The organism is Micromonospora sp. NPDC049497, assembly GCF_044465805.1.
GTDB lineage: Bacteria > Actinomycetota > Actinomycetes > Mycobacteriales > Micromonosporaceae > Micromonospora.
In genome coordinates, this window is the sequence record NZ_JBITMC010000026.1 from 26,382 (window position 1) to 44,953 (window position 18,572).

The 18,572-nt window shown below is 70.0% G+C and carries 20 protein-coding genes; 9 read left to right on the forward strand and 11 right to left on the reverse strand.

The window, feature by feature from the left end; translation table 11 throughout:
* Positions 1 to 47 precede the first annotated feature (47 nt).
* From ACIBR0_RS26230 to ACIBR0_RS26250, 5 genes are all read left to right on the forward strand, one after another.
* Positions 48 to 1,028, forward strand: a complete 981-nt coding sequence (locus ACIBR0_RS26230; RefSeq protein WP_396719997.1) for a DUF4192 domain-containing protein — start codon at positions 48 to 50, stop codon at positions 1,026 to 1,028.
* 162 nt (positions 1,029 to 1,190) lie between these two features.
* On the forward strand, positions 1,191 to 1,625 hold the full coding sequence (locus tag ACIBR0_RS26235) for a hypothetical protein (RefSeq protein ID WP_396719999.1): 435 nt from the start codon (positions 1,191 to 1,193) through the stop codon (positions 1,623 to 1,625).
* 149 nt (positions 1,626 to 1,774) lie between these two features.
* Positions 1,775 to 3,004: a hypothetical protein gene (locus ACIBR0_RS26240; RefSeq protein ID WP_396720000.1), complete on the forward strand. Its 1,230-nt coding sequence runs from the start codon at positions 1,775 to 1,777 to the stop codon at positions 3,002 to 3,004.
* Between the two features lie 242 nt (positions 3,005 to 3,246).
* A complete protein-coding gene (locus ACIBR0_RS26245; RefSeq protein WP_396720002.1) occupies positions 3,247 to 3,924 on the forward strand; it encodes a GGDEF domain-containing protein in 678 nt (225 codons plus the stop codon).
* Positions 3,921 to 5,228: a hypothetical protein gene (locus tag ACIBR0_RS26250; RefSeq protein ID WP_396720004.1), complete on the forward strand. Its 1,308-nt coding sequence runs from the start codon at positions 3,921 to 3,923 to the stop codon at positions 5,226 to 5,228. Before ACIBR0_RS26245 ends, ACIBR0_RS26250 begins: the two co-directional genes overlap by 4 nt.
* Positions 5,229 to 5,351: 123 nt before the next feature.
* On the opposite strand, the gene tnpB is transcribed toward ACIBR0_RS26250, so the two are convergent.
* Together tnpB and ACIBR0_RS26260 are read right to left on the reverse strand one after the other, a co-directional pair.
* Positions 5,352 to 6,734 (reverse strand): IS607 family element RNA-guided endonuclease TnpB, encoded by a 1,383-nt coding sequence (tnpB, locus tag ACIBR0_RS26255; RefSeq protein ID WP_396720006.1) that lies wholly within the window; start codon positions 6,732 to 6,734, stop codon positions 5,352 to 5,354.
* On the reverse strand, positions 6,731 to 7,309 hold the full coding sequence (locus tag ACIBR0_RS26260) for an IS607 family transposase (RefSeq protein ID WP_396720008.1): 579 nt from the start codon (positions 7,307 to 7,309) through the stop codon (positions 6,731 to 6,733). The genes tnpB and ACIBR0_RS26260 overlap by 4 nt, the downstream gene beginning before the upstream one ends.
* A gap of 184 nt (positions 7,310 to 7,493) precedes the next feature.
* Between ACIBR0_RS26260 and ACIBR0_RS26265 the strand changes: the two genes are divergently transcribed.
* Positions 7,494 to 8,375 (forward strand): hypothetical protein, encoded by an 882-nt coding sequence (locus tag ACIBR0_RS26265; RefSeq protein WP_396720010.1) that lies wholly within the window; start codon positions 7,494 to 7,496, stop codon positions 8,373 to 8,375.
* Between the two features lie 81 nt (positions 8,376 to 8,456).
* Positions 8,457 to 8,834: a hypothetical protein gene (locus ACIBR0_RS26270; RefSeq protein ID WP_396720012.1), complete on the forward strand. Its 378-nt coding sequence runs from the start codon at positions 8,457 to 8,459 to the stop codon at positions 8,832 to 8,834.
* 45 nt (positions 8,835 to 8,879) lie between these two features.
* Here the strand turns inward: ACIBR0_RS26270 and ACIBR0_RS26275 are convergent, their stop codons facing one another.
* Together ACIBR0_RS26275 and ACIBR0_RS26280 are read right to left on the reverse strand one after the other, a co-directional pair.
* On the reverse strand, positions 8,880 to 11,783 hold the full coding sequence (locus ACIBR0_RS26275; protein ID WP_396720014.1) for a M48 family metalloprotease: 2,904 nt from the start codon (positions 11,781 to 11,783) through the stop codon (positions 8,880 to 8,882).
* On the reverse strand, positions 11,780 to 12,331 hold the full coding sequence (locus tag ACIBR0_RS26280) for a hypothetical protein (RefSeq protein WP_396720016.1): 552 nt from the start codon (positions 12,329 to 12,331) through the stop codon (positions 11,780 to 11,782). The genes ACIBR0_RS26275 and ACIBR0_RS26280 overlap by 4 nt, the downstream gene beginning before the upstream one ends.
* Positions 12,332 to 12,503: 172 nt before the next feature.
* Between ACIBR0_RS26280 and ACIBR0_RS26285 the strand changes: the two genes are divergently transcribed.
* Entirely contained in the window at positions 12,504 to 12,710 is a 207-nt protein-coding gene (locus tag ACIBR0_RS26285; RefSeq protein ID WP_396720017.1) for a hypothetical protein, read from the forward strand.
* A 198-nt stretch (positions 12,711 to 12,908) separates the two neighbouring features.
* On the opposite strand, the gene ACIBR0_RS26290 is transcribed toward ACIBR0_RS26285, so the two are convergent.
* On the reverse strand, positions 12,909 to 13,079 hold the full coding sequence (locus tag ACIBR0_RS26290; protein ID WP_396720019.1) for a hypothetical protein: 171 nt from the start codon (positions 13,077 to 13,079) through the stop codon (positions 12,909 to 12,911).
* A gap of 289 nt (positions 13,080 to 13,368) precedes the next feature.
* Positions 13,369 to 13,620, reverse strand: a complete 252-nt coding sequence (locus ACIBR0_RS26295; RefSeq protein ID WP_396720021.1) for a transcriptional regulator — start codon at positions 13,618 to 13,620, stop codon at positions 13,369 to 13,371.
* Positions 13,621 to 13,734: 114 nt separating this feature from the next.
* On the opposite strand from ACIBR0_RS26295, the gene ACIBR0_RS26300 reads away from it, so the two are divergent.
* The gene (locus ACIBR0_RS26300) at positions 13,735 to 14,322 is read left to right on the forward strand and encodes a hypothetical protein (RefSeq protein ID WP_396720023.1); all 588 of its coding nucleotides are present in this window, start codon (positions 13,735 to 13,737) and stop codon (positions 14,320 to 14,322) included.
* Positions 14,323 to 14,340: 18 nt separating this feature from the next.
* On the opposite strand, the gene ACIBR0_RS26305 is transcribed toward ACIBR0_RS26300, so the two are convergent.
* The 5 genes from ACIBR0_RS26305 to ACIBR0_RS26325 form a co-directional block, all read right to left on the reverse strand.
* Positions 14,341 to 15,090 carry a hypothetical protein gene (locus ACIBR0_RS26305; protein WP_396720025.1) on the reverse strand — a complete coding sequence of 250 codons (750 nt, stop codon included), beginning with the start codon at positions 15,088 to 15,090 and terminating at the stop codon, positions 14,341 to 14,343.
* 31 nt (positions 15,091 to 15,121) lie between these two features.
* Complete coding sequence (locus ACIBR0_RS26310; RefSeq protein ID WP_396720027.1) at positions 15,122 to 15,439, reverse strand: hypothetical protein; 318 nt, start codon at positions 15,437 to 15,439, stop codon at positions 15,122 to 15,124.
* A gap of 4 nt (positions 15,440 to 15,443) precedes the next feature.
* A complete protein-coding gene (locus ACIBR0_RS26315; protein ID WP_396720029.1) occupies positions 15,444 to 16,097 on the reverse strand; it encodes a hypothetical protein in 654 nt (217 codons plus the stop codon).
* 184 nt (positions 16,098 to 16,281) lie between these two features.
* Positions 16,282 to 16,812, reverse strand: a complete 531-nt coding sequence (locus ACIBR0_RS26320) for a GNAT family N-acetyltransferase (protein ID WP_396720031.1) — start codon at positions 16,810 to 16,812, stop codon at positions 16,282 to 16,284.
* Between the two features lie 79 nt (positions 16,813 to 16,891).
* Positions 16,892 to 18,226 (reverse strand): multiprotein-bridging factor 1 family protein, encoded by a 1,335-nt coding sequence (locus tag ACIBR0_RS26325; RefSeq protein ID WP_396720059.1) that lies wholly within the window; start codon positions 18,224 to 18,226, stop codon positions 16,892 to 16,894.
* Between the last annotated feature and the right edge of the window lie 346 nt (positions 18,227 to 18,572).

An 18,572-nucleotide genomic window follows, 5' to 3' on the forward strand; every position in this document is an offset into this window, starting at 1 on the left:
GGCTGATGTCCCGCTGGCCCCGATTCCGATACGAAGTGGAAAGCATCATGTCTACTCCCGAGAAGACGCTGACAGTCCGATCCCCGGCCGATCTGGTCGCGGCGGTGCCGTACCTGCTGGGTTTCCACCCCGACGACGGCAGCGTCGTCGTGGTCGTCTTCAACAACCGCCGGGTCACGTTCGTCGCCCGAGGGGATCTCCCTGACCGTGGCGCCACGACGGCCCAGGTGCAGAACCCGGCCGCTCACCTGACCCAGGTCGTGCGGCGGCAACAGCCGATCACCGACGCGGTGATCATCGGCTACGGCGACGCCCAGCACGTCGAGCCGCCGCTGCGCACCTTCGACCGCACGTTCACCGCTCAGGACGTGCCCATTCGCGACCTGTTGCGGGTCACCGACCGACGGATCTTCAGTCTGCTGTGCGACAACCCCGCCTGCTGCCCACCACAGGGCATCCCCTTCGATTCGCGTACCTCGTTGATCAGCGTGCAGGCGACCGCCGCGGGGCAGGTCGCGTTCCCGGATCGCGCTGCGGTGGCGGCTCGGTTCGCACCCGTCGGGGGCGCCGACCGCGACGCCATGCGCCGCGCCACAGGTGAGGCGATCACACGGGCGGCGTCACTACGCGACGCCGGAGACGCCGCCGCGCACGAGGCGGGGGCACGAGCCGTTCGGGCGGCACTACGGCAGCACGACGCCGGTAAGCGCCTCGCCGACGACGAGGTGGCGTGGCTGACCGTGCTGGTGACCCGCCCGTCGGTTCGCGACCTCGCCATGGAACTGACCGAGCCGCACGACCAGCACGTCACGTTCTGGGCCGAGGTCACCCGCCGCGCCGAGCAGCCACTGGTGCCGGCACCGGCGACCCTGCTCGCTCTGGCCGCGTGGCGCTGCGGCGACGGCGCCCTCGCCCTGCTCGCCGTCGAGCACGCCCTGGCCATCGAGCCCACCTACGAGCTGGCGGGTCTGCTGGAGCAGGCGTTGCACGTCGGCCTCCCGCCGTCGGAGTTCTTCGACCAGCCGTAGCTCCACAAGCCGGCACCTCTCACCAACTCGGGCGCGACCGGCGCCCCGATGACCCCTGCACGCACTGCGACATCGCGCCTCCGACCGTTCACCCGCTCCCTGACGCTGTCGTCGGGGAATCACCAGAGCAGGAGTAACCCATTCATGGATCCCGTACGCCGCATGCTGCTCGCCCTCGCCGCCCGCTCCCAAGAAGCCCGGTTGAGTTGGCGCGCGGCCCGTGCCGCCGTCCGCGCTCGCGGCGACAACCCCGGCCGTAGCGAACTGTGGGCCTACGACGTGCAGGCAGGGCTGTGCCTGATCACGGCGATCAGCGCGGCTGACCTTCCCGCGACCTTCACGGTCTACGACGTCACCCTGTCCCGCGATCCGCTCGCCGCCGCCGAGCAGCTCCGCGAGATCGCCTACGGCCACGATTACAGCGGCCCGATCGAAGCCCCACACGAGGCAGCCCGACTCGCCTACAAGGCGGCCTTCGCCGAGCCGCTCAGCGAACAGGAACACCACCTGGTCGCCGTCCTGGCCAGCCTTCCGGCCGCCAGACGAGACAAGATCACCGACCTGGTCGAGCAGCGCGCACGCCACCGCGGCGCATGAGAACGACTGAATCGACATCCCGCGGCCCTGCGCGAACGTCTACCGCCGCCCTCGCGCCGGCCCGCTTTCGGTTCCTCAGCCCATCAGTGGGGCGAGCCATCCGGCTCGCCCCACTGGTCTTTGACCCACCTGACCTCGGAGGCGAATCGATGACGCCCAGCACCACCGCGCCGGACGACGGGCGCTACGACACCGAGCACACCACAACCAGCAGCGCCGACACCCTCACGAGGCAGGAGGCCACCGCGTGGCGATGCCTCACCCACGGCCTCGGCGTCGACCTGCGCCGCCGACTGATTCCCCTCGTGCGCACCAACCTGGTTGCGCTGGAGGCGGCCTGCCGGATCCTGCAGGCCGCTGGCCTGTCCCCGCTGCCCCGAATCTGGACCCTGCATCTCACCCTGGCCTGCGCTCGTCCCACCGACGCCACCGCGTTGGAGCGGGCCTTCGCCGCCGGCCCTGGCAACCGGGAACAGGGGGTGCGGCAGGCGCTCGACCCGAACGTCACCATCACCGTCGACCGGCTTCCGCACCGGCGTGCGGCGGGCCCCGGTGACGGCCCCGTTCACGGACCATACGAGGCCAGCCTGCTCGTGACACTTACCGCGCAGGTGCGCGCCTGCACCGGCGACGACGCCCGCGCCCACGCCCTCGCGGCCGTCCACCGCGCCGTCGCCGCGCTGCCCGCACCCGCAGTCGACCTTCCCGCCGTGCAGGCGGTCGTCCTCGATCCTGATCCGCGCGACCCAACCGATCTGAGCGTCGACAGAGACGCCCCGGACACGCCCTACACCCCGCCGCCCTCACGCGAGGCCAGCACGGAGGCGACCACGGCGCGGTACCTCGCCGCGCAGGCATGGCACCACCGGGTACGGCAGATCCGCTCGGCGCTCATCGAGGCGCTGCGCACCGGAGACCTCGACGACCGGCCCGGCGCACACGCCCCGTACCAGCTCGTCGACGACCTGCTGCGCGGCCTCGGCCTACCGGGACTGCCCACCGCGCACCTGTACGAGATCACCGCCGCGATTCCCCTCACCGTCACCGCCGACAGCCCGACAGCGGCACGTATCGCCGCCTACCACCTGGCCCGCGACGCCTTCGCCCTGCAACAGCAGTACGGGCTGCCCATCACCCTCAGCGCCATGGTCCGCGAGCCGACCATCCACGACAGCGGCACGGGCACCTTCCAGGTCACCTGGCATGAGACCTACCTGGTGTGCCTACGCGCCGCCCACTCGCCTCGACTGGCCGAAGAGGCGGTACGGCTGCAGCTCAGCGTCCTGTCCGACACCGTGGCGGCCCCCGCCACGATCCCGCTCCAGACGGCCTACCTCGGCGAACACGCCGACCACCGCCTCGAGGCGCACCGCGACTGACCGCAAGGCACCAGCACAACCTGTCCCGCGTCCGCAGCGCCACTGCGCCTGTAGCCGACGGACACCCCGGCCGCCGCAGCCTTCCGCCATGCCGGCGGTCCTGCCGTCATCACCGGCACCACACCCACGGCCCGCCATCGGCGGGCCGTCGCCGTTATGGACCCGGGGCGCCCCGCCTAGGAAACGCCGGCGCCCCGGGTTCTCCAAACGAATGGAGGACCTCAGTGTTCACCACAATGTCCGTGACTGCCACGACCGCCGTGGCACTCGTAGCCACCGCCTGGGCCTGCTACCTGATCGCAGCACTCCGGCGCACGCGCGCCCAACTCGCCGACGCCGTCCGGCAGCTTGCCCGTGACCCGCTCACCGGTCTGCTGAACCGCGCCGGCCTGCTCGCCCTGCACGCCACCCTCGCCGCGACACCCCAGCCGATGCTTGTCCTGCTGATCGACCTGGACGACTTCAAGGCCGTCAACGACACCCACGGCCACGACGCCGGCGACTACATCCTCACCGAGATCGGCGCCCGCATCCACGAGATCGCCGCCCTGCACGGCGGCGCCGCCGCGCGGCTGGCCGGCGACGAGTACGCCGTCCTGCTGCCCGCGCACCGCGGCAACCCTGCTCGGGTCGCCGGGCTGGTCGTCGCCCTGATCGCCCACCCCATCGACCTGCCCTGCGGCGGTGAGCCCACCACGGTCGACGTCTCGGCCAGCGTCGGAGCCGCCATCGTCGACAGCAGCGACCCCCTGGAAGAGGTCGCCCTGCGACGCGCCGACATCGCCATGTACCACGCCAAGCACGCCGGCGGCAACCAGCACGCCCTCTACACACCCGGCATGACCATGCCGACCACCACACCCCGCCGTGGGCGGCGCCTGCGCAACCTCCGCCCGACCGGGCAGGGGACCGGCGCATGAACCTGGCAACCCTCATCGCCTGCGCCACCTGCGGCTACAGCCTCACCCAACACCACAACGGCGACAAGGTCGTCTACCGGCACCCGGTCAGCGAGGACGGACGACACCAACCCGTACCCGTCGCCGCCCACCTCATCGCCGACGTCTACGACCGCTGCCACATCTGCAGCGGACCCCGACCCGTCTGGAACTACCGCACCGCGGAACTCGAAGCCCAAGGCATCGGAGGCAGCCGGGAGATCATCCAGACCTACAACACCCAATGGCACGTCTGCGCGCGCTGCGCCCACTACATCGAAGCCGACGACCCGACCGGCCTGACCGCCACCAGCGCCGCCCACATGGGCTGGCACCCCTCCAACCCCCGCTACGCCATCCTGGGCATGGTGCACCGCGCGATCGTCCTGACCCGCGAAGGCCGCACCCTGCTCACCACCACCGACTGGCCACCGGCCAAGCTCGCCCCGGACATCCTGCCGAAGGTCCGCGACCGGCTCACCGGACTCTTACGAGGCCCGGCCGGCCTGCCCGACCCGCTCCACGCGCCAGAGGCCCGCCGCACCCTCGCCGACCACCTCGACCGCGCACCGCTCTACTGGATCAACCACGAGTTCACCGACCTGATCAACGCCGTCACCGGCAGCCAACCACCGGCGCCAGTCACCGACCGGATCACCCCGTCACCCAGCGGACTGGTCGTCTGGCCCCACCCCACCAGCACCCAAGGGCGCGTCGCCGCCGTCTCCTGGACACCGCACGCCAACGGCTGGCACATGCTCGGCTACCGCAGCATCGGGGGAGGCCTCGACGACGACCTGATGCCGACACTGCGCCACGACATCGGCTGGCTCATCCCCGTCCACACCGAACACGTCTCCCGCACCGCGTCCATCGGCGGCAGCCACCCGCTCGGACCGCTGATCACCACCTGGCTCCTCATGAACCAACAGATGACCGAGACCACGCCCGCCAAGCTCCCGAGAGCGACCCGCAACGCCTACCACCGCAGCCAACGCCCGGCGCCCGATGTGCGACTGGTCCGGATCAGACCACCCTCCAGCACACCCGTCACCGACACGCCGACGCCTACTGGCCATCGGACCCGGGGCACGCCCGACTACCGCTACTGGGTTTCCGGGCACGAACGCAACCAGGCCTACGGACCAGGCCGAAGCCTCCGCAAGAAGATCGACGTCGAGCCGTTCCTCAAAGGCCCCGACGACAAGCCCATCAAACTCAGCACCACCGTGCGGGTCCTCGGACGACGTCACCCTCCACCCCCGACCGACGGCACGCCGGAGTAATCCATGCCGACGCAGCGCGGTGGCGGGACCCGCATCCCGCCACCGCGCACCTCATCGAGCCTTGGACGCCGCTCTGATGACGTCCGAGCCACCATCGCAGCCCGCCACGACAGCCGTTACCTTTCAATGCGCTCTGGCGAGCGCAGGGTTGAGGGTAGTCCCGCCTTGCGGTGGGACGGTCCCGGTCTGATCCGCGTGGGCGGTGCCGGGTTGACGTTTCACGGCCACCGGCCCCGCGGGCGGGGTCTTACGGTTGGCTCCACGTCCTGCCACCGGGCCACTCCCGGCGGTTGCTGCGTTTGCTGCGAGGGCGGCCAGGTTACGGGCGGCGTTGAGGTCCCGGTCCAGGACCACGCCGCATGCCTGGCAGTCGTATTTACGTTCGGACAGGGCGAGTTTGGCTTTCACCGCGCCGCATCCTGAACAGGTTTTTGAGGATGGATACCAGCGGTCGGCCACGAGCAGCCGGCCACCGTTCCACTGGGTTTTGTAGGCGAGTTGGCGGCGCAGTTCGGCGAACCCGGCGTCGGCGATGTGCCGGGCCAGACGCCGGTTGGCCAGCATGCCGGTGACGTTGAGGTCTTCGACCACGATCGTGTCGTGCTCGCGGGTCAGTCCGGTGGTGAGCTTGTGCAGCCCGTCGCGGCGCAGGTGAGCGACGCGGGCGTGTGCACGCCCGAGCCGAGCTTGAGCGCGCTGCCACCGATTCGACGGACGCTGGCCGGTACGCCGATCAGGGCCGACCTTGCGAGACAGAGCCCGGCCGAGTGCTCGCAGCCGTGACTGCGCGTCGAGGAGGTGTCGCGGGTTCGGTACCAGCTCGCCGGTGGACAGCACCGCGAGGTGCGTGACGCCGAGGTCCACACCGATCACCGAGCCGGGCCGGGCCGGAGCGCGTTCAGCGCGGTCGAGCTCGACACAGAACGCGACGTGCCAGCGTCCGCCGTCACGGCGCACCGTCGCGGACATGATCCGGGCGGTGCCGGCCTCGACGCGGCGGGCGAGCTTACGGGCCGACTCGTGCAGCTTCAACCGGCCCAGTCGGGGCAGCACCACATGTTTACGGTCCGGCTCGACGCGGATCGCGCCGGTGGTGAACCGCACGGTAGGGGTGGCGCGGCGTCGGGACTTGAACCGGGGAAACCCGACCGGCCGGCCTGCGCGCTTGCCGGATCGGGAATCGGACCAGTTCTTCAACGCCCTGGCCAGGGCGTCCAGGCCGGTGTTGAACGCTTCCTTCGAGCATTCGGCCCACCACGGCGCCACCTCGGCCTTCGCGGCGTTCCATGACTTGCGCAACGCGGGCAGTGACCACGACACCGCCGGGGTCAACAACTCGTCCGGGAAGCCGTAGGAGCGTTCCGCCGCACGCTGGTCCATGACCGCCTTCACCCGTGCCAGCGCCCAGTTGTGCGCGACCCGCGCCGCGCCGGCGTGCGCGAGCACCGCGCGTTCCTGCGACGGGGTGAGGTCGAGCGCGAACCGGTACGCCTGGATCGCCTTCACGACCGGGCGTCCTGCGTGGCGGCTTCGACCGCGCGGCGGGCGCGGTTCGCTGCGGCGCGGCGGCCGTACAGGCGAGCACACAACGACGTCAGAATCTCGGTAACGTCACGCACGAGGTCATCGTCCACCTCGGCCGGATCAACCACCAGCAGCCGGCGGCCCTGCGCCGCGAGGGCCGCTTCGACATACTCGGCACCGAAGCGGGCGAACCTGTCGCGGTGCTCGACCACGATCGTCGACACGGCAGGGTCGCCCAGCAGGGCGAGGAACTCCTTGCGATGTCCGTTGAGCGCCGAGCCGACCTCGGTCACCACCCGCGACACGGAAAGCTGCTGGCTCGTGGCCCACATGGTGACCCGGGCGACCTGCCGGTCAAGGTCAGACTTCTGGTCGGCCGACGACACACGTGCGTACACGACGACCCGCCCGGCCTGCGGCGCGGCGGTCACCGGCTCGCCGACCATGATGAGTCGTCCGAGCCGGTACGTGGGAACGGGCAGCGCCCCGGCCTCGTAACGCCGCCGTGCGGTCGCGTACGAGACGCCGGTCGCCGCTGCCCACTCCTTCAGGTTCACGCGGTGACTCTAGCAGTCTAATGAGCACTAAAGCGCACCGGGGTGCCAACTGTTAACGACCCCCAGTGGCGGTGCCTGCACATCCTGGAAGGTAGATCCCACCCAGGGCGTAGGACGCCAGGACCATTCAGCCATCGGCATCCACGATCTGACCGGCAGCCGCGACACAGAGATGGGAGACGACATGGACCCGACGATGGCTCCTACCTCACCAGCAGCGGATCAGGTGATCCGACGGTGGAAGACAGCGGTCCGCACCACCGAGCCCGCCGACCGGCTACGGGCAGAAGCCGCCGTACGCGACGCCTACCGGATAGCCGAACTGCCCGAGCCGACGGTCATCTGGTGCCCCTCACCAGCAGCCGCTCTCGAGCACGTCCGGCACCTCATCGACCGCGGCCGCCAGTCGTACGTCGACGCCCTCCGCCGTAGACCGCTCAACGACGTCCTATCCGCTGTGCGAGAGCCGGTGTGGCAGCAGACCAGCGAGATCGACAGAGTGACCGCCTTCGGTGACTTCCACTTCTTCTTCGAAAGCTCCGGCTACTACGGGGAGCAACGCTACGACGGCATGGAAGAACGCTACGACCTGAGGGAGCGCCCCTACCGGTGCCACCCGGTCACCGACGCCGAGCTCGCCACGCTGAGGCCGCTCGTGAGCGCTGTCAGGCAGACATTCGAGGACGTCACGGTCCCGCTATGGCGCCTGATCGACCCGCTCCTCACCCACAATTACCACCTCCAGCCTGTCTGGTACTGGGACGACAACCGCTGCATGGTCGACCAGGACGACGAGGCCCGCGCCGTCGTCCGCTATGCGCTACCCGATTACGACGACCAGATCATCGAGGCTGCCTGGCGCTACTGGCCCGACCCGATCGTCCTCGCCGCCATCGACAGCTACCCGTCCCTACCTGCCACCCACCCGCTTTGGCGTCGATGTCGTGAGATCGCCCTGGTCAGTGGCCCCTGGTGGCCACTCACTGGTACCTGCGTCATGACGGAACGCCCCGCACACCATCCCGCTCGACAGGCAGTGCCACCTCAACAGCCCAGCGGCGCCTGAGAACAGAGGAGAGGAGCGATCATGCTTCAAGCCTTCGTAGCAGAACCGCCATGCGCGGTATGCGCACGACCGGCAACACACGTGGAGCTCGTCGCACCCGGGGGCCTGCCAGCGCACTGGGGGCAGTGGTCACCACAGCAACGCGACACCTTCGACGCCGCTCGACAGCGCCACGGAGACCAGCAGTGGTGGCTGCTGTTCTCCGGCATCGAAGCAGGCAACGGAACCGGCCAACCGGTCGATCCGGTGAGGGCCGCACGAATCGCCGCCGCCTTCGCCGAGCCATACCGGTACGCCGCCGTGGTCACCGCAGGTTTCTACGACGACGCCGGATTCTGCGGCCCGTGCGACGCCCCCTACTGCTACCACCACTGGAACGTGTCCAGCACCGGCTACGGCACCTGCCCCCACGGTCACGGCAAGAGCCTCGACCCCCTGTGGTGGCCTGACGATATGTAGTCCTCGTTCGGCTATGCCTGAGACTGCCCGGACGCAGGCGAAGACCTACCGCGTGGGGGTCGCCGATGGGGCCGCCGGGCTCGATGAAGGTGCCGGGCTCGACGGGGCCGACAGTGCCGCCGCGGTGCGCTGCAGCGCCTGCCGCAGCAGCTCCTCGTCCAGCGGTTCCATGATCGCGGTCATCGATGCGCTCACCAGGTTGTGACCCACCCGGATCAGTACGTACGCCGAGGTGCCGGTCAGTTGGACGTCGTCGCTGGTGGCCGCGAGGCGCAGGTCGACCCGCCAGCCCTGTTCGCCGAGTGCCGGTGCCGCGCCGGCCGTCACCTCCGTGCTGATCGGGAGCTTGCCGGGCGTGCGGAAGCGCGGGCAGGCCGCGCGGGCCGTCTCGGCGGCGGCGAGGACGGTGGGTGGGATCGGCTCGGCGTACGAGGTGACGCCGACGGTCAGGCTGGTGGAGGCCAGTGCCGCCGGCCCCGGCCGGGTCTGGTAGCGCACGACTGAGTCGGCGCGTTCGGTCGGCTTCAACGGGTCGAGGAACTGGGTGCGGGCAAAGGGCAGGCAGCTCGCTGGTTCGACCGGGTTGTCTGCGTCGGTGCCGGCGGGGGCGGCCTGCCAGTAGGCAGGCAGGGCGGGTGCCACGGCGCGGGCGGCCGTTTCGGTCTCGGCAGCGGTCAGCGGCCGCCGCGGGTCGGTGGCGCCACTGGGCGCCGAGGAGCCTGCCCTCGTCGTGGGCGCCGGCGAGGCCGGCGCGGACGGTGGGACGTCCCCCGCCGCCGCGGCTGCGGCCGCTGCGGTACCGGGGGCACGAAGGACGCCTCCGGCCGGACCGTTGACCAGCAGCACCAGAATGCCGGCGAGGACCGTGGCGGTTGACGCCGGCCATGCCAGCCGCGCGCTCCAGGGTTCGACTGCCGGTTCGGACGGCAGCGGCCCCGGGGCCGGTGTCCGACGCAGGGCGCTGACTGCGGCGAGCGCGGGCAGCGTCACGATCGTCAGGTAGAGCAGCCACACCAGTGGGGCGAGGGTGAGCAGCCGGAACCGGAACATGCTGGCGGGGTAGCCGGCCAGCAGTGAGTGAAGGTAGAGCCCGGTTCCGACCGTCGCCGTCGTGGCCCACGCCGCGACGATTCCGATGACCTCGCTGTGCCGAGCGCGGCGCATGCCGAGCGCGATGAGGATGGCCCACCCGGCCAGCGCCGCAGTCCACTGCTGATCCTGGTACAGCGCCATCAGCTCCACGAGGGTGGGGTTCCGGTGCCGGGCGGCATGTACCACCGCGACCGCTCCGGCGGCGAGCGCCGCCCCGGCGGAGGCGAGCGCCGGCCCGACCCACCAGCCGCGGCCGGCCGCGGCGCGTAGCAGCAACGCGCAGGCCAGCGGCGCGGCGAGCGACGTCATGGACCACCCGCCCACCGGTGCGGAGAAGACCAGCCAGTCATGGATCTGGTCGCGGGGCTGTTGCAGCGCCTGGGCGGCGACCGGCACCGCCCACACCACCGCGGTGACCGTCAGGGCGACGGCGAGGTATGTCGCGCCTCGCAGCACGCGCCCGCGCACTCCGGCCGACGCGGAGGTGTCGGCGAGTAGCCGGGCGACGAACACGCAGAGGACGGTGAGCGCGACCCCCGCCACCGTGGTCACGGCGGCGTACGTCACCGCGCTGCGCGCGTCGGTGGCACCGCCGGGAAATGCGACCGCGTCCGGCAGGGCCGCGACCGGCAGCAGGATGGCACCCACGACGAATCCGGCCGTCGCACCCGCGACCGGGCGCCACCAGGCGGCACGGCTGCCCGATCGCCGCGCCGCTGCGGCCCGCCGGTGCAGCGCCGGCACCAGGCCCAGCCCGAGGAGCAACCCGCCCACGGCCGCCGCCGGACCCTTGGGGTCGCCGGTCACGTCGAGGGACTGGGTCACCGCCATCGCCGCACCCATGGCACCCACCGTGACGGCGGTCGTGGCGAAGGCATGGGTGAACCCGGCGTCCAGGGGCGGGCGTGACCCCGTCAACGCCGCCACCCGCGCCGCAGGTGACGGGTGGCGTCCCAGGGCGGCGCGTCGGGCCCGGCGCAGCGGCCCGGCCGCTGGTGCCGGTGCCCGAGCGAGGATCGCGGCGAGCATGCCAGGCCCGATGTCGGCGCCGACGAGCCGGTCCGCGGCATGCTCGCGCAGTCGTAGCAGCGCCGCGGCCAGCAGTGCGACGGCGGCGACCAGGATCAGGGCCCGGATCAGCGGCGGTAGCACCACCACGCGGGCGGTGCCGATGTTTCCGGCCGCCACGGCCAGCACGGGCGGAACCACGACCCAGGGCAGGCCCCGCAGCGTCGACACCCACGCCACGTCGCGGGCCTGCACGTGCGCCAGCTCGTGGCGGATCACCGGGTCGAAGCGGGCAGAGTCGGCGTGGGCGAGCGCCACCGCGGCCGGCAGCACGACCAGTGGCCGCCCGCCGGGCAGGGCGGTGGTGAATGCCTGGCGCACCGGTGGCCCGGCGACCAGCAGCCGGGGTCGTTGTCTCCCGGCCAGCCCGGCTGCCGTGCACAGCGCGGCGAAGCGCTCCTCGGCCCCCGGCACGGTCAGCGCCACCCGGCGGCGGCGCAGCCGGAGGGCGTCGACCATGGGCACCAGCATCAGCAGCGCCGCCAGACCGGCCAGCAGCAGCGCCGCGCCCGCCAGCAGTGTCCAGCCGAGGGCGCGGCTGGGCTCGCTGATGCAGGCGATGAAGCCGTTGGCCGTCTCCAGGTTCCGCTCCGGCGCCGTGAACGGGTACCCCGGGAAGACCCGGTCGCAGCGGGTGAGAGCCAGCGCGTACTCGTTGGCCAGCGGCCGGTGGGCGTGGAAGAACAGGTTCCCGAGGGCGACGCCGAGGGTCGTGACCAGTGCGGCCACGAGTAGGTACAGCCAGGCGAGCGGCGCGGGTGCGACCCGCTCCGTCTCGTCCGGGGTCATGGCAGCTCAGCGTCGACGTGCAGGGCGCCCACCACCGCGTCGGCGAGCACGTCGGCCCGGCTGTCCTCCAGGCCGAGGGCGATGGCGTGCCGGCGACAGGCGGCCCGTAGCTGCCGCGCCTGCTCGGCGGTGAGGGCCAGCCGCGGCGGGTGGCCGGTGCCACCCGGCTCGACGACCGGGACCGCGACGGGTCGTTCCCGACGCCGCCACCAGCGCCGGCCGAGCAGGGTTCCGCCGAGGACCAGGACGTCCGCGATGGCCTGCCCGGCCGCCTGGAGGGCGACCTCCGTGACGAGTACGGCCTCGACTCCGAAGCCCACGGAACCGCCAGGCGCCGACCAGCCGCGTCTGCCGGCGTGCTTTCGCCAGTCGGCGGCGACGGGTTCGAAGACGGCCAGCTCCTCGGGGGCGAGACGGGCGACGGCCACGCGCGCGACGGCCACGGCGATGTCCACGGCAGCGAGGCCGGCCGGCGGATCGCCCGGTGCTGCGGCGGGCAGAGCGGCCGGCAGTGCCGGCGGCCGAGCGGGTTCCGTGCAGTCGGCCACAGGCAGCCACCCTCCGGGCGGGTTCCGAGTTCCCACTAGGGCACCAAGTCAACACGCTCCGGTCAACCTTGCTCGATCACCAATCCGACAGTGGGTTCCACCGAATCCGCCAGCGGCGATCGCCTCCACCCGGCGAGTCATCGAGTCGACGTTCCTGCCCGAGGACGCCACGATGGCCGCCCAGGTGAGACACCTGATTGCCGGGCAGGTCGGGATGGTCGCGCGGCAGAGCCGGCTGGTGCTGACCCACGTCCCTCAGCGGTATGGGGACCGGCCCGCTTCCATGACAAAGGCGGCCGCCGAGTTCGACAGTGTCATCGTGGTGGCCCAGGACCTGATGCGCGTCGCGGTGCCGGCCCGGATCCCGTCGGGCGAATGACCGTCCGTCTGCGTACCGCGAACGATCTCGACATGCCCGCCGTAGGCGCCCTGCACCACCGTCCCGGGCCTCGGCCTATACCGCAGGCGCTGACCTTCGGCTCGGAGGAGGCGCTCGGCGAGTGGTGGGCCGAACGCCGGCGACCCCACGGCCGAGCTGACTGTGGGGTACCGGCCGGTCAATCCTTAACCGTGAGCGTCACACGGCGACGGCGAGCGCACCCAGCAGGGTGCCGATCGTCGGACCTTCGGCCAGGCGCGGGTGGTTCGGTCGAAGGAACGGGACGAGGGCGAGCACAAGCACCCCGGCCACCAGGAACACCTCGAGGTGGGCGGCCACGAGCACGTGCGGGGCCGTGGCCGTGAGCATGCCTCCCGGGATGCCCGCGTCGCGACCCCCGCGGGTTTCACGGCAGCCCGCTCATGACGTACACCTCGGTCGTCGATTGAGTGGGTGCATGCGGAGCGCCCGGCAAAAGCGCCGACCGATCCGGTCCGGACGCCGCGGCTCGTCCTATGCACAACCCGAACCATTGCCAGGTCCGTTGCGGCAACGGCCGGGTAGTGGGTGTAGTTCATTCTCGTTGTCGGCCGGATCCGGGTTCTGGCCGACAGCCAGTACCGCAGCCACCGGGTGACCGTCCGCGACCGGGCTGCGTTCACCTGCGGCGCATGAAGGCGTGCAGTGCTCTGTTGCTGCCGACCTGCGTCACGTTGACCAGCTCCCACCCGGTGTAGCTGAGGTGGTCGGCGGCGGCGAGCGCCTGGCTGACGCTGTCGCCGCCTGCGGCGTAAGCGACCACGGCGAGGTGGCGGTGAGGGTAGGCGCGTAGGTCGACCTGCTGGTGGAGAACCGCTGCGGCGGTGATGGCGCGGGCGCGGGCAACAGATTCGATGGTCTCGTGGGGCATCCGTCGACGATAAGGGGAATGCGCACCGGCGGTCAGTGCGGCGCAGCTGACGGTATGTTCGACGGTGTGAGCGCTTCGTCCCGGACTCGTATGCTGGTCGTCTTCGCTCTTCTGGTGACGCCCGCGGCCGTCGGAGCGTGTGACGGGGGAGCGGCTGCTCCCGCCGCCAGCACGGCACCTCCTGCCGTCGGCACTCCGGCGACCGGCAGCCCGACACTTGCCGCCGGTGTCTCCTACGACGCGGCGAGTCTCGACCTGTGCCGGCGTACGGACCTCAAGCCGTTGGCGGACCTGTCGCTGCGGGTTACGCGTACCGATCCGAAGCCGCCGCTGGCGCGGCAGGGCTCGGCGTGTCTGTTCGAGATGCGCACCGCGGACGGTCATCAGGCGAACCTGCGGGTGGAGGCGTCCTCATTGGCCAGTGCCGAGGAGGCGGGACAGCTCTACCGGGCGACCCGGCAGGTGACGGGCATGACGGTGGATGGTCCGGTCGCGGGGGTGGGCGAGGAGGCGGAGGGATTCGTCAAGCGATCCGACCCCGGCTTCAAGTACGCCGAGTACCTGGTTCACGCCCGGTCCGCGAACCTGGTGGTGCAGGTGTGGCTGGCGGTGGGCGGCGATTCCTACCTGCCCGAGGACGTGCTCGCCGCGAAGGCGCTGGCGATCCTCAAGGCGACCCACGCCGCCGTGCCGCGTGCCTGAGGACGCCGTAGGCCGGCGTTAGCCTCGGACGGCTTCGGGCCACCGGCCGCCGGGAAGCTTGGAGTGGTCTCCGACCTGCGTCGCGATGTCCCGGACGTTGCCCAACGCGTCGACGAAACGCTGACCGATGTGCAGGAGGGTGTCGAGTCCGGCGGTGACGATGTCGCCGACCGACTCGGCGAGGGTGTCGATGGCCCAGGGGATGTTGATGACGGCCGCCGCGTCGACGGCGGCCTGGGCGAACTTGCCGGCCAGGTTGGTGACGATCTTCGCCAGTTCGACGGCGTAGTCGACGTTCGCCTTGGCGATCTTGAACAGCCACTGACTGATGAACTCGGCCTTGAGCACGGACTCGTCCACGGCAGCCTTCTGCTTGGTGGCCTTGTCGGCGTAGGCACGCGCCGCGTCACCGGTCCACTTGGCGAGGTTCTGGTCAACCGGCTCGGTGACGGCGAACGACAGCTGGGAGACGGGCGTCTTCACGTCGGTGACCCACCGGAAGCTCATCGAGATGAGTGACAGCACCGGCATCTGGTGCGCCACCGCATGCTCGACCCGATCCAGCACGCTTCGCAGGCCACGCCGTGCCGCGTCGAGGTTGCGTTTGATCCACAGCAGTGCCGCCGGGCCGAGGAGCCACGCCCATTCGTTGACCTGCGCGACGATGTCGTTGAACCCGCCGACGGCGAGATCCACGCCGGCGCGGATCTGGTCGAAGGCCTTGTTGAACGGCTCGCCGTACTCCAGGTCCGGCGGTGCGGGCTGCATCGGTGTCGGTGTCCTCTCCGGGGTGCGGCGTTCAGGCGCGGTAGATGGCGTTGAGGTCGAGTGAGATCACCTCGTCGGCGCGGTCGTACGCGTCAGCGACGCGCCGAAGGGCCTCGCCCATCTGCTCGAACTCCACGGCCGCGCCGGCGAGGACTGTGACCATGAAGGTGTGGAAGTCGCGGTACGCGGCCGAATGGACAGCGACGTTGGCGTCACCGATGTAGAAGGCCGAGGGGTCCAAGGTCAGGTGCTCGGCGGCGCCCTTGACGGCCGCCACGCTGTCAGACAGGTTCAACCACTTGCTGCCTTCGGCGCGCAGGGCGTCGGTGATGACGTTCAGCTCATCCATCGGATCATCCCTCGATGTCGTGCCGGGGCCCGTCGGCTAGGTCGAAGGCGCGCAGAACAGACAGCGCCTCGAACTGCAGCTCACCGGCATCGGCGCGCGCGATCCGTCGTGTGTCGCCGGTGATGCCGATGATGCTGCCCGCGCGAATCCGCAGCGTCAGAAGTCCGTTCGGGCTGGCCATCGTGTCCTCGACCGCGGAATCGCGAAGGCGCGCCAACCGATCCAGTTCCGCGTCGAGGCCCTGCAGGGTGCGCCACGTCGCCCGCGACCACGCGTCCTCGTCGGCCTCCACGTACGCCTCAGAGGTAGCCGCCCGGCGCGGTGCCGGCGGAGCGGGACGCTCCTCCTGAAGTCTGGCCATGGCGGCCTGTTCCAGGGCGGCGCCAAGGGCGTTGGTGTACGCGTCGAAGAGTGCCGCCGGCAAGCCCGCTACGCCCACTTCGCTCCGCCACTCCCGGCCTACCACGACGCTTTCGATGCGACGCGACGCGTCGACGACAACCGAGACCGACCCGGTGACATCGGCGCCGTGACAGCTGCCGGCCTGAAGGGGAATGCTGGAGCCCGGCAGCGTCCGCTCTACCTGCTCCCGCAGTACGGACTCGTCACCGAGGAAATCTAGGCTCGCCAGCGATAGATGGTCGTGTCGGTCCTGCATCCGTCCCTCAGTTCCCCACGTCGACGATCAGTGTCGAGCAGTACCACCGTACGTGAGACCTCGTCAACGTGCGGTACCTGGATGGGGAAGCCCGTGCGATGCTGCGCGCGAGGGGACCTGGGTGCCGCTGTTTGCGGGCACGTGGTCTTTAGTGCCGGTAGGGCTTGGGAGCCAGCGCCGCGCGTTACTTGCCTCCAGCTGGGAGCGACAGGACCAGGATGTCCATGGACGGCCCCCACGGCAGCACGGACGTGGCCACTTGCTTCCACCCCGCCCGTTCGTACAGGGCTCTGGCCGTCGAGGCGGGGTTGGATGCGAGGGTCGCATAAGGCTCCGGACGGTCGGCAAGTAGCTGGCGCATAAGTTCTGCGCCAATGCCAGCACCCCGCCGCTGCGGGTGCACGATCCACTCCATAACCGCGAACTTGTCGGCGTCGCGTACCTCTGAGGGCGGATCCCGGTCGGCGCGAGACCACCAGCTGCCAGCCGGCATCCTCCATCCATATGCTGCCCCGACTAGGAGCCCGTCGTCCTCGGCAACGATCAAGCTGAACCCTGGCCGCGTGGCCTCCTTGGGTAGGCCGTCACGAAATCCGGCAACCTGCTCCGGTCCTTCGTTATATGGCGGCTCGGCGTACACGAGACCGTACAGGTCCCCGAGGACGTCGAAGAGCTGACCGGCAGCGGTGCTGGCGATGGCAGTGTAGGTAAGCATCCTCGGATGCTACGGGCGGACCTAATCAAGTAGCGGCGTCGCAGTGCACTCCTACACATCGACGATGACCGAGGCAAAGCTATGGCCTCACTCGCTCCAGCAGCTCGTCGTACGGCGGACGGCTGCGCTCCTTGTAGGGCACGGCGGCAACGACCTGCCAAGCCACGCTACGGACGAGTTCGTTGTGTTGGCCCGCCGGTAATCCGTCGAGCAGGTCAGCGGCCAGCCGCAGCCCGTCCGGGATATGGCCGGTACGGATCAATGCTGCTGCACGATGTAGTTGTACCTGCGTGCGCAGCCGAATCTGCGACGCAGGGTATAGGGCAAGCGCTCGATCCTGCGCTTGGTCCGCTCGGCGGTAGCTGTCTGCGTGTGTATAAACCCACGACTCGGTGTGTCGAAGCCGATGCTCCGGCCAGCCCCACAAGCTCTCGACGTCGTTTACGACGGACGCTGGTAGCTGCTCTGCCAAGCTGGCGAGCTGCTCCACGGTGCCGATCGCCTCGGAATGCCGGCCAGCGAGGGACAGAGCCTGCGCCCGCCCGGCAAGTAGCCCGCAGGTCGCGGCGGAAGCCCGCCCTTGCAGCAGCGGCAGCACCTCATCCGAAAGCGCTACTACCTCACCAGCTGGACGACCGTCGTAACAGCCATTCACCACGTCCCAGGCGTACACCAACACCTTTGTTTCCGGGTCCCCGGATTCGTCGGCGACTCGTCGTGCCGTGTGCCACCACCTACGAGCCATCATCGCCTGTCCGGATGCGACCAGTCCGAGGGCGACGATGACCGACAGCCGACCAGCAGCCTGTAGAAGTACGGGGCGACGGTCGCCACGGTCGGCGGCAAGCTGATGCTGCAGTACCGCCATGTCTCGACTTAGTTGTGCCATCAGTTGGTTGTGTGGCTGCTGGTAGTAGCCGCGGCCGTAGGAGGCAACGATGTCCTGCCACTCGTCGTGGTCGACGTCGATTGCAGCACCGAGGCCGTGACGGAGCGCTTCTAACCCAACAAGGTGGTCGGCGGCCGGTGTTGCGGCGAGTGCCCCCATGGCATGGAGGATTGATCGTCTGCGCATGTCGGTGTCGCCTGCCTGCTCATGAAGGAAAGCCTCAGCCAGTCTGCCGCCAGTGGACAGGGCTCGTTCGCAGGCTTCTGCCATCGCCTTCGTAGGGCGGCGTTCTCCACGTTCCACTTGCGAGATGTGGCTGTACTGGAAGTTTATTCGGGCGGCAAGGTCTCGTAGAGATAGGCCGGCTGCTGTGCGGTGTTGCCTGAGAGCGCGCCCGAACGAGCTCACCTTGCCTCCGATCGTGTGTGCAGATGCGTGTGCACACGATGCACACCTGTTGTTCCTACAGCATATCGGTGACGCTTCTCTTGTCGAGAAGGCCTGTTGCGGGCTCAGGTGTTGCACGTAATAGAGAAGGCGGGCACCTTTCGTGTCGCTCAAAGTGCGGTGGCCGCAAACCCCGTCTGGGCTTCGAGGAGACAGTTTGCAAGTAGGACGATCGCTGTGGGGTCAGGTCGAAACACGTGGGAAAAGTGCAGCAGGGCATACAGGTTCAAGACCGTCGGCTTCCTCCAATCGGGAGCCCACAAGTGGTGTTGTATTTGAAGATTCAGGGCACTCGGCTTGGTCCACTAGATCGCTCGGTGGTCGCGCTCGTAGCGTGCACCTTGATGCCCCGGCGAAACCCGCCCATCGCCAACGGATTGCTTGCGCGACCGCGGTTAGTGTCGCCTGGCCCGTTGTCGCGGGT

Bases quoted from the DNA above. Each gene is read 5' to 3' on its own strand.
- ACIBR0_RS26295 (WP_396720021.1), bottom strand. From the start codon at position 13,620: ATGCCCCACGAGACCATCGAATCTGTTGCCCGCGCCCGCGCCATCACC.
- ACIBR0_RS26275 (WP_396720014.1), bottom strand. From the start codon at position 11,783: ATGACCCCGGACGAGACGGAGCGGGTCGCACCCGCGCCGCTCGCCTGG.
- ACIBR0_RS26265 (WP_396720010.1), top strand. From the start codon at position 7,494: ATGGACCCGACGATGGCTCCTACCTCACCAGCAGCGGATCAGGTGATC.
- ACIBR0_RS26285 (WP_396720017.1), top strand. From the start codon at position 12,504: ATGGCCGCCCAGGTGAGACACCTGATTGCCGGGCAGGTCGGGATGGTC.
- ACIBR0_RS26315 (WP_396720029.1), bottom strand. From the start codon at position 16,097: ATGCAGGACCGACACGACCATCTATCGCTGGCGAGCCTAGATTTCCTC.
- ACIBR0_RS26235 (WP_396719999.1), top strand. From the start codon at position 1,191: ATGCTGCTCGCCCTCGCCGCCCGCTCCCAAGAAGCCCGGTTGAGTTGG.
- ACIBR0_RS26320 (WP_396720031.1), bottom strand. From the start codon at position 16,812: ATGCTTACCTACACTGCCATCGCCAGCACCGCTGCCGGTCAGCTCTTC.
- ACIBR0_RS26250 (WP_396720004.1), top strand. From the start codon at position 3,921: ATGAACCTGGCAACCCTCATCGCCTGCGCCACCTGCGGCTACAGCCTC.
- ACIBR0_RS26230 (WP_396719997.1), top strand. From the start codon at position 48: ATGTCTACTCCCGAGAAGACGCTGACAGTCCGATCCCCGGCCGATCTG.
- ACIBR0_RS26240 (WP_396720000.1), top strand. From the start codon at position 1,775: ATGACGCCCAGCACCACCGCGCCGGACGACGGGCGCTACGACACCGAG.
- ACIBR0_RS26290 (WP_396720019.1), bottom strand. From the start codon at position 13,079: ATGCTCACGGCCACGGCCCCGCACGTGCTCGTGGCCGCCCACCTCGAG.
- ACIBR0_RS26310 (WP_396720027.1), bottom strand. From the start codon at position 15,439: ATGGATGAGCTGAACGTCATCACCGACGCCCTGCGCGCCGAAGGCAGC.
- ACIBR0_RS26305 (WP_396720025.1), bottom strand. From the start codon at position 15,090: ATGCAGCCCGCACCGCCGGACCTGGAGTACGGCGAGCCGTTCAACAAG.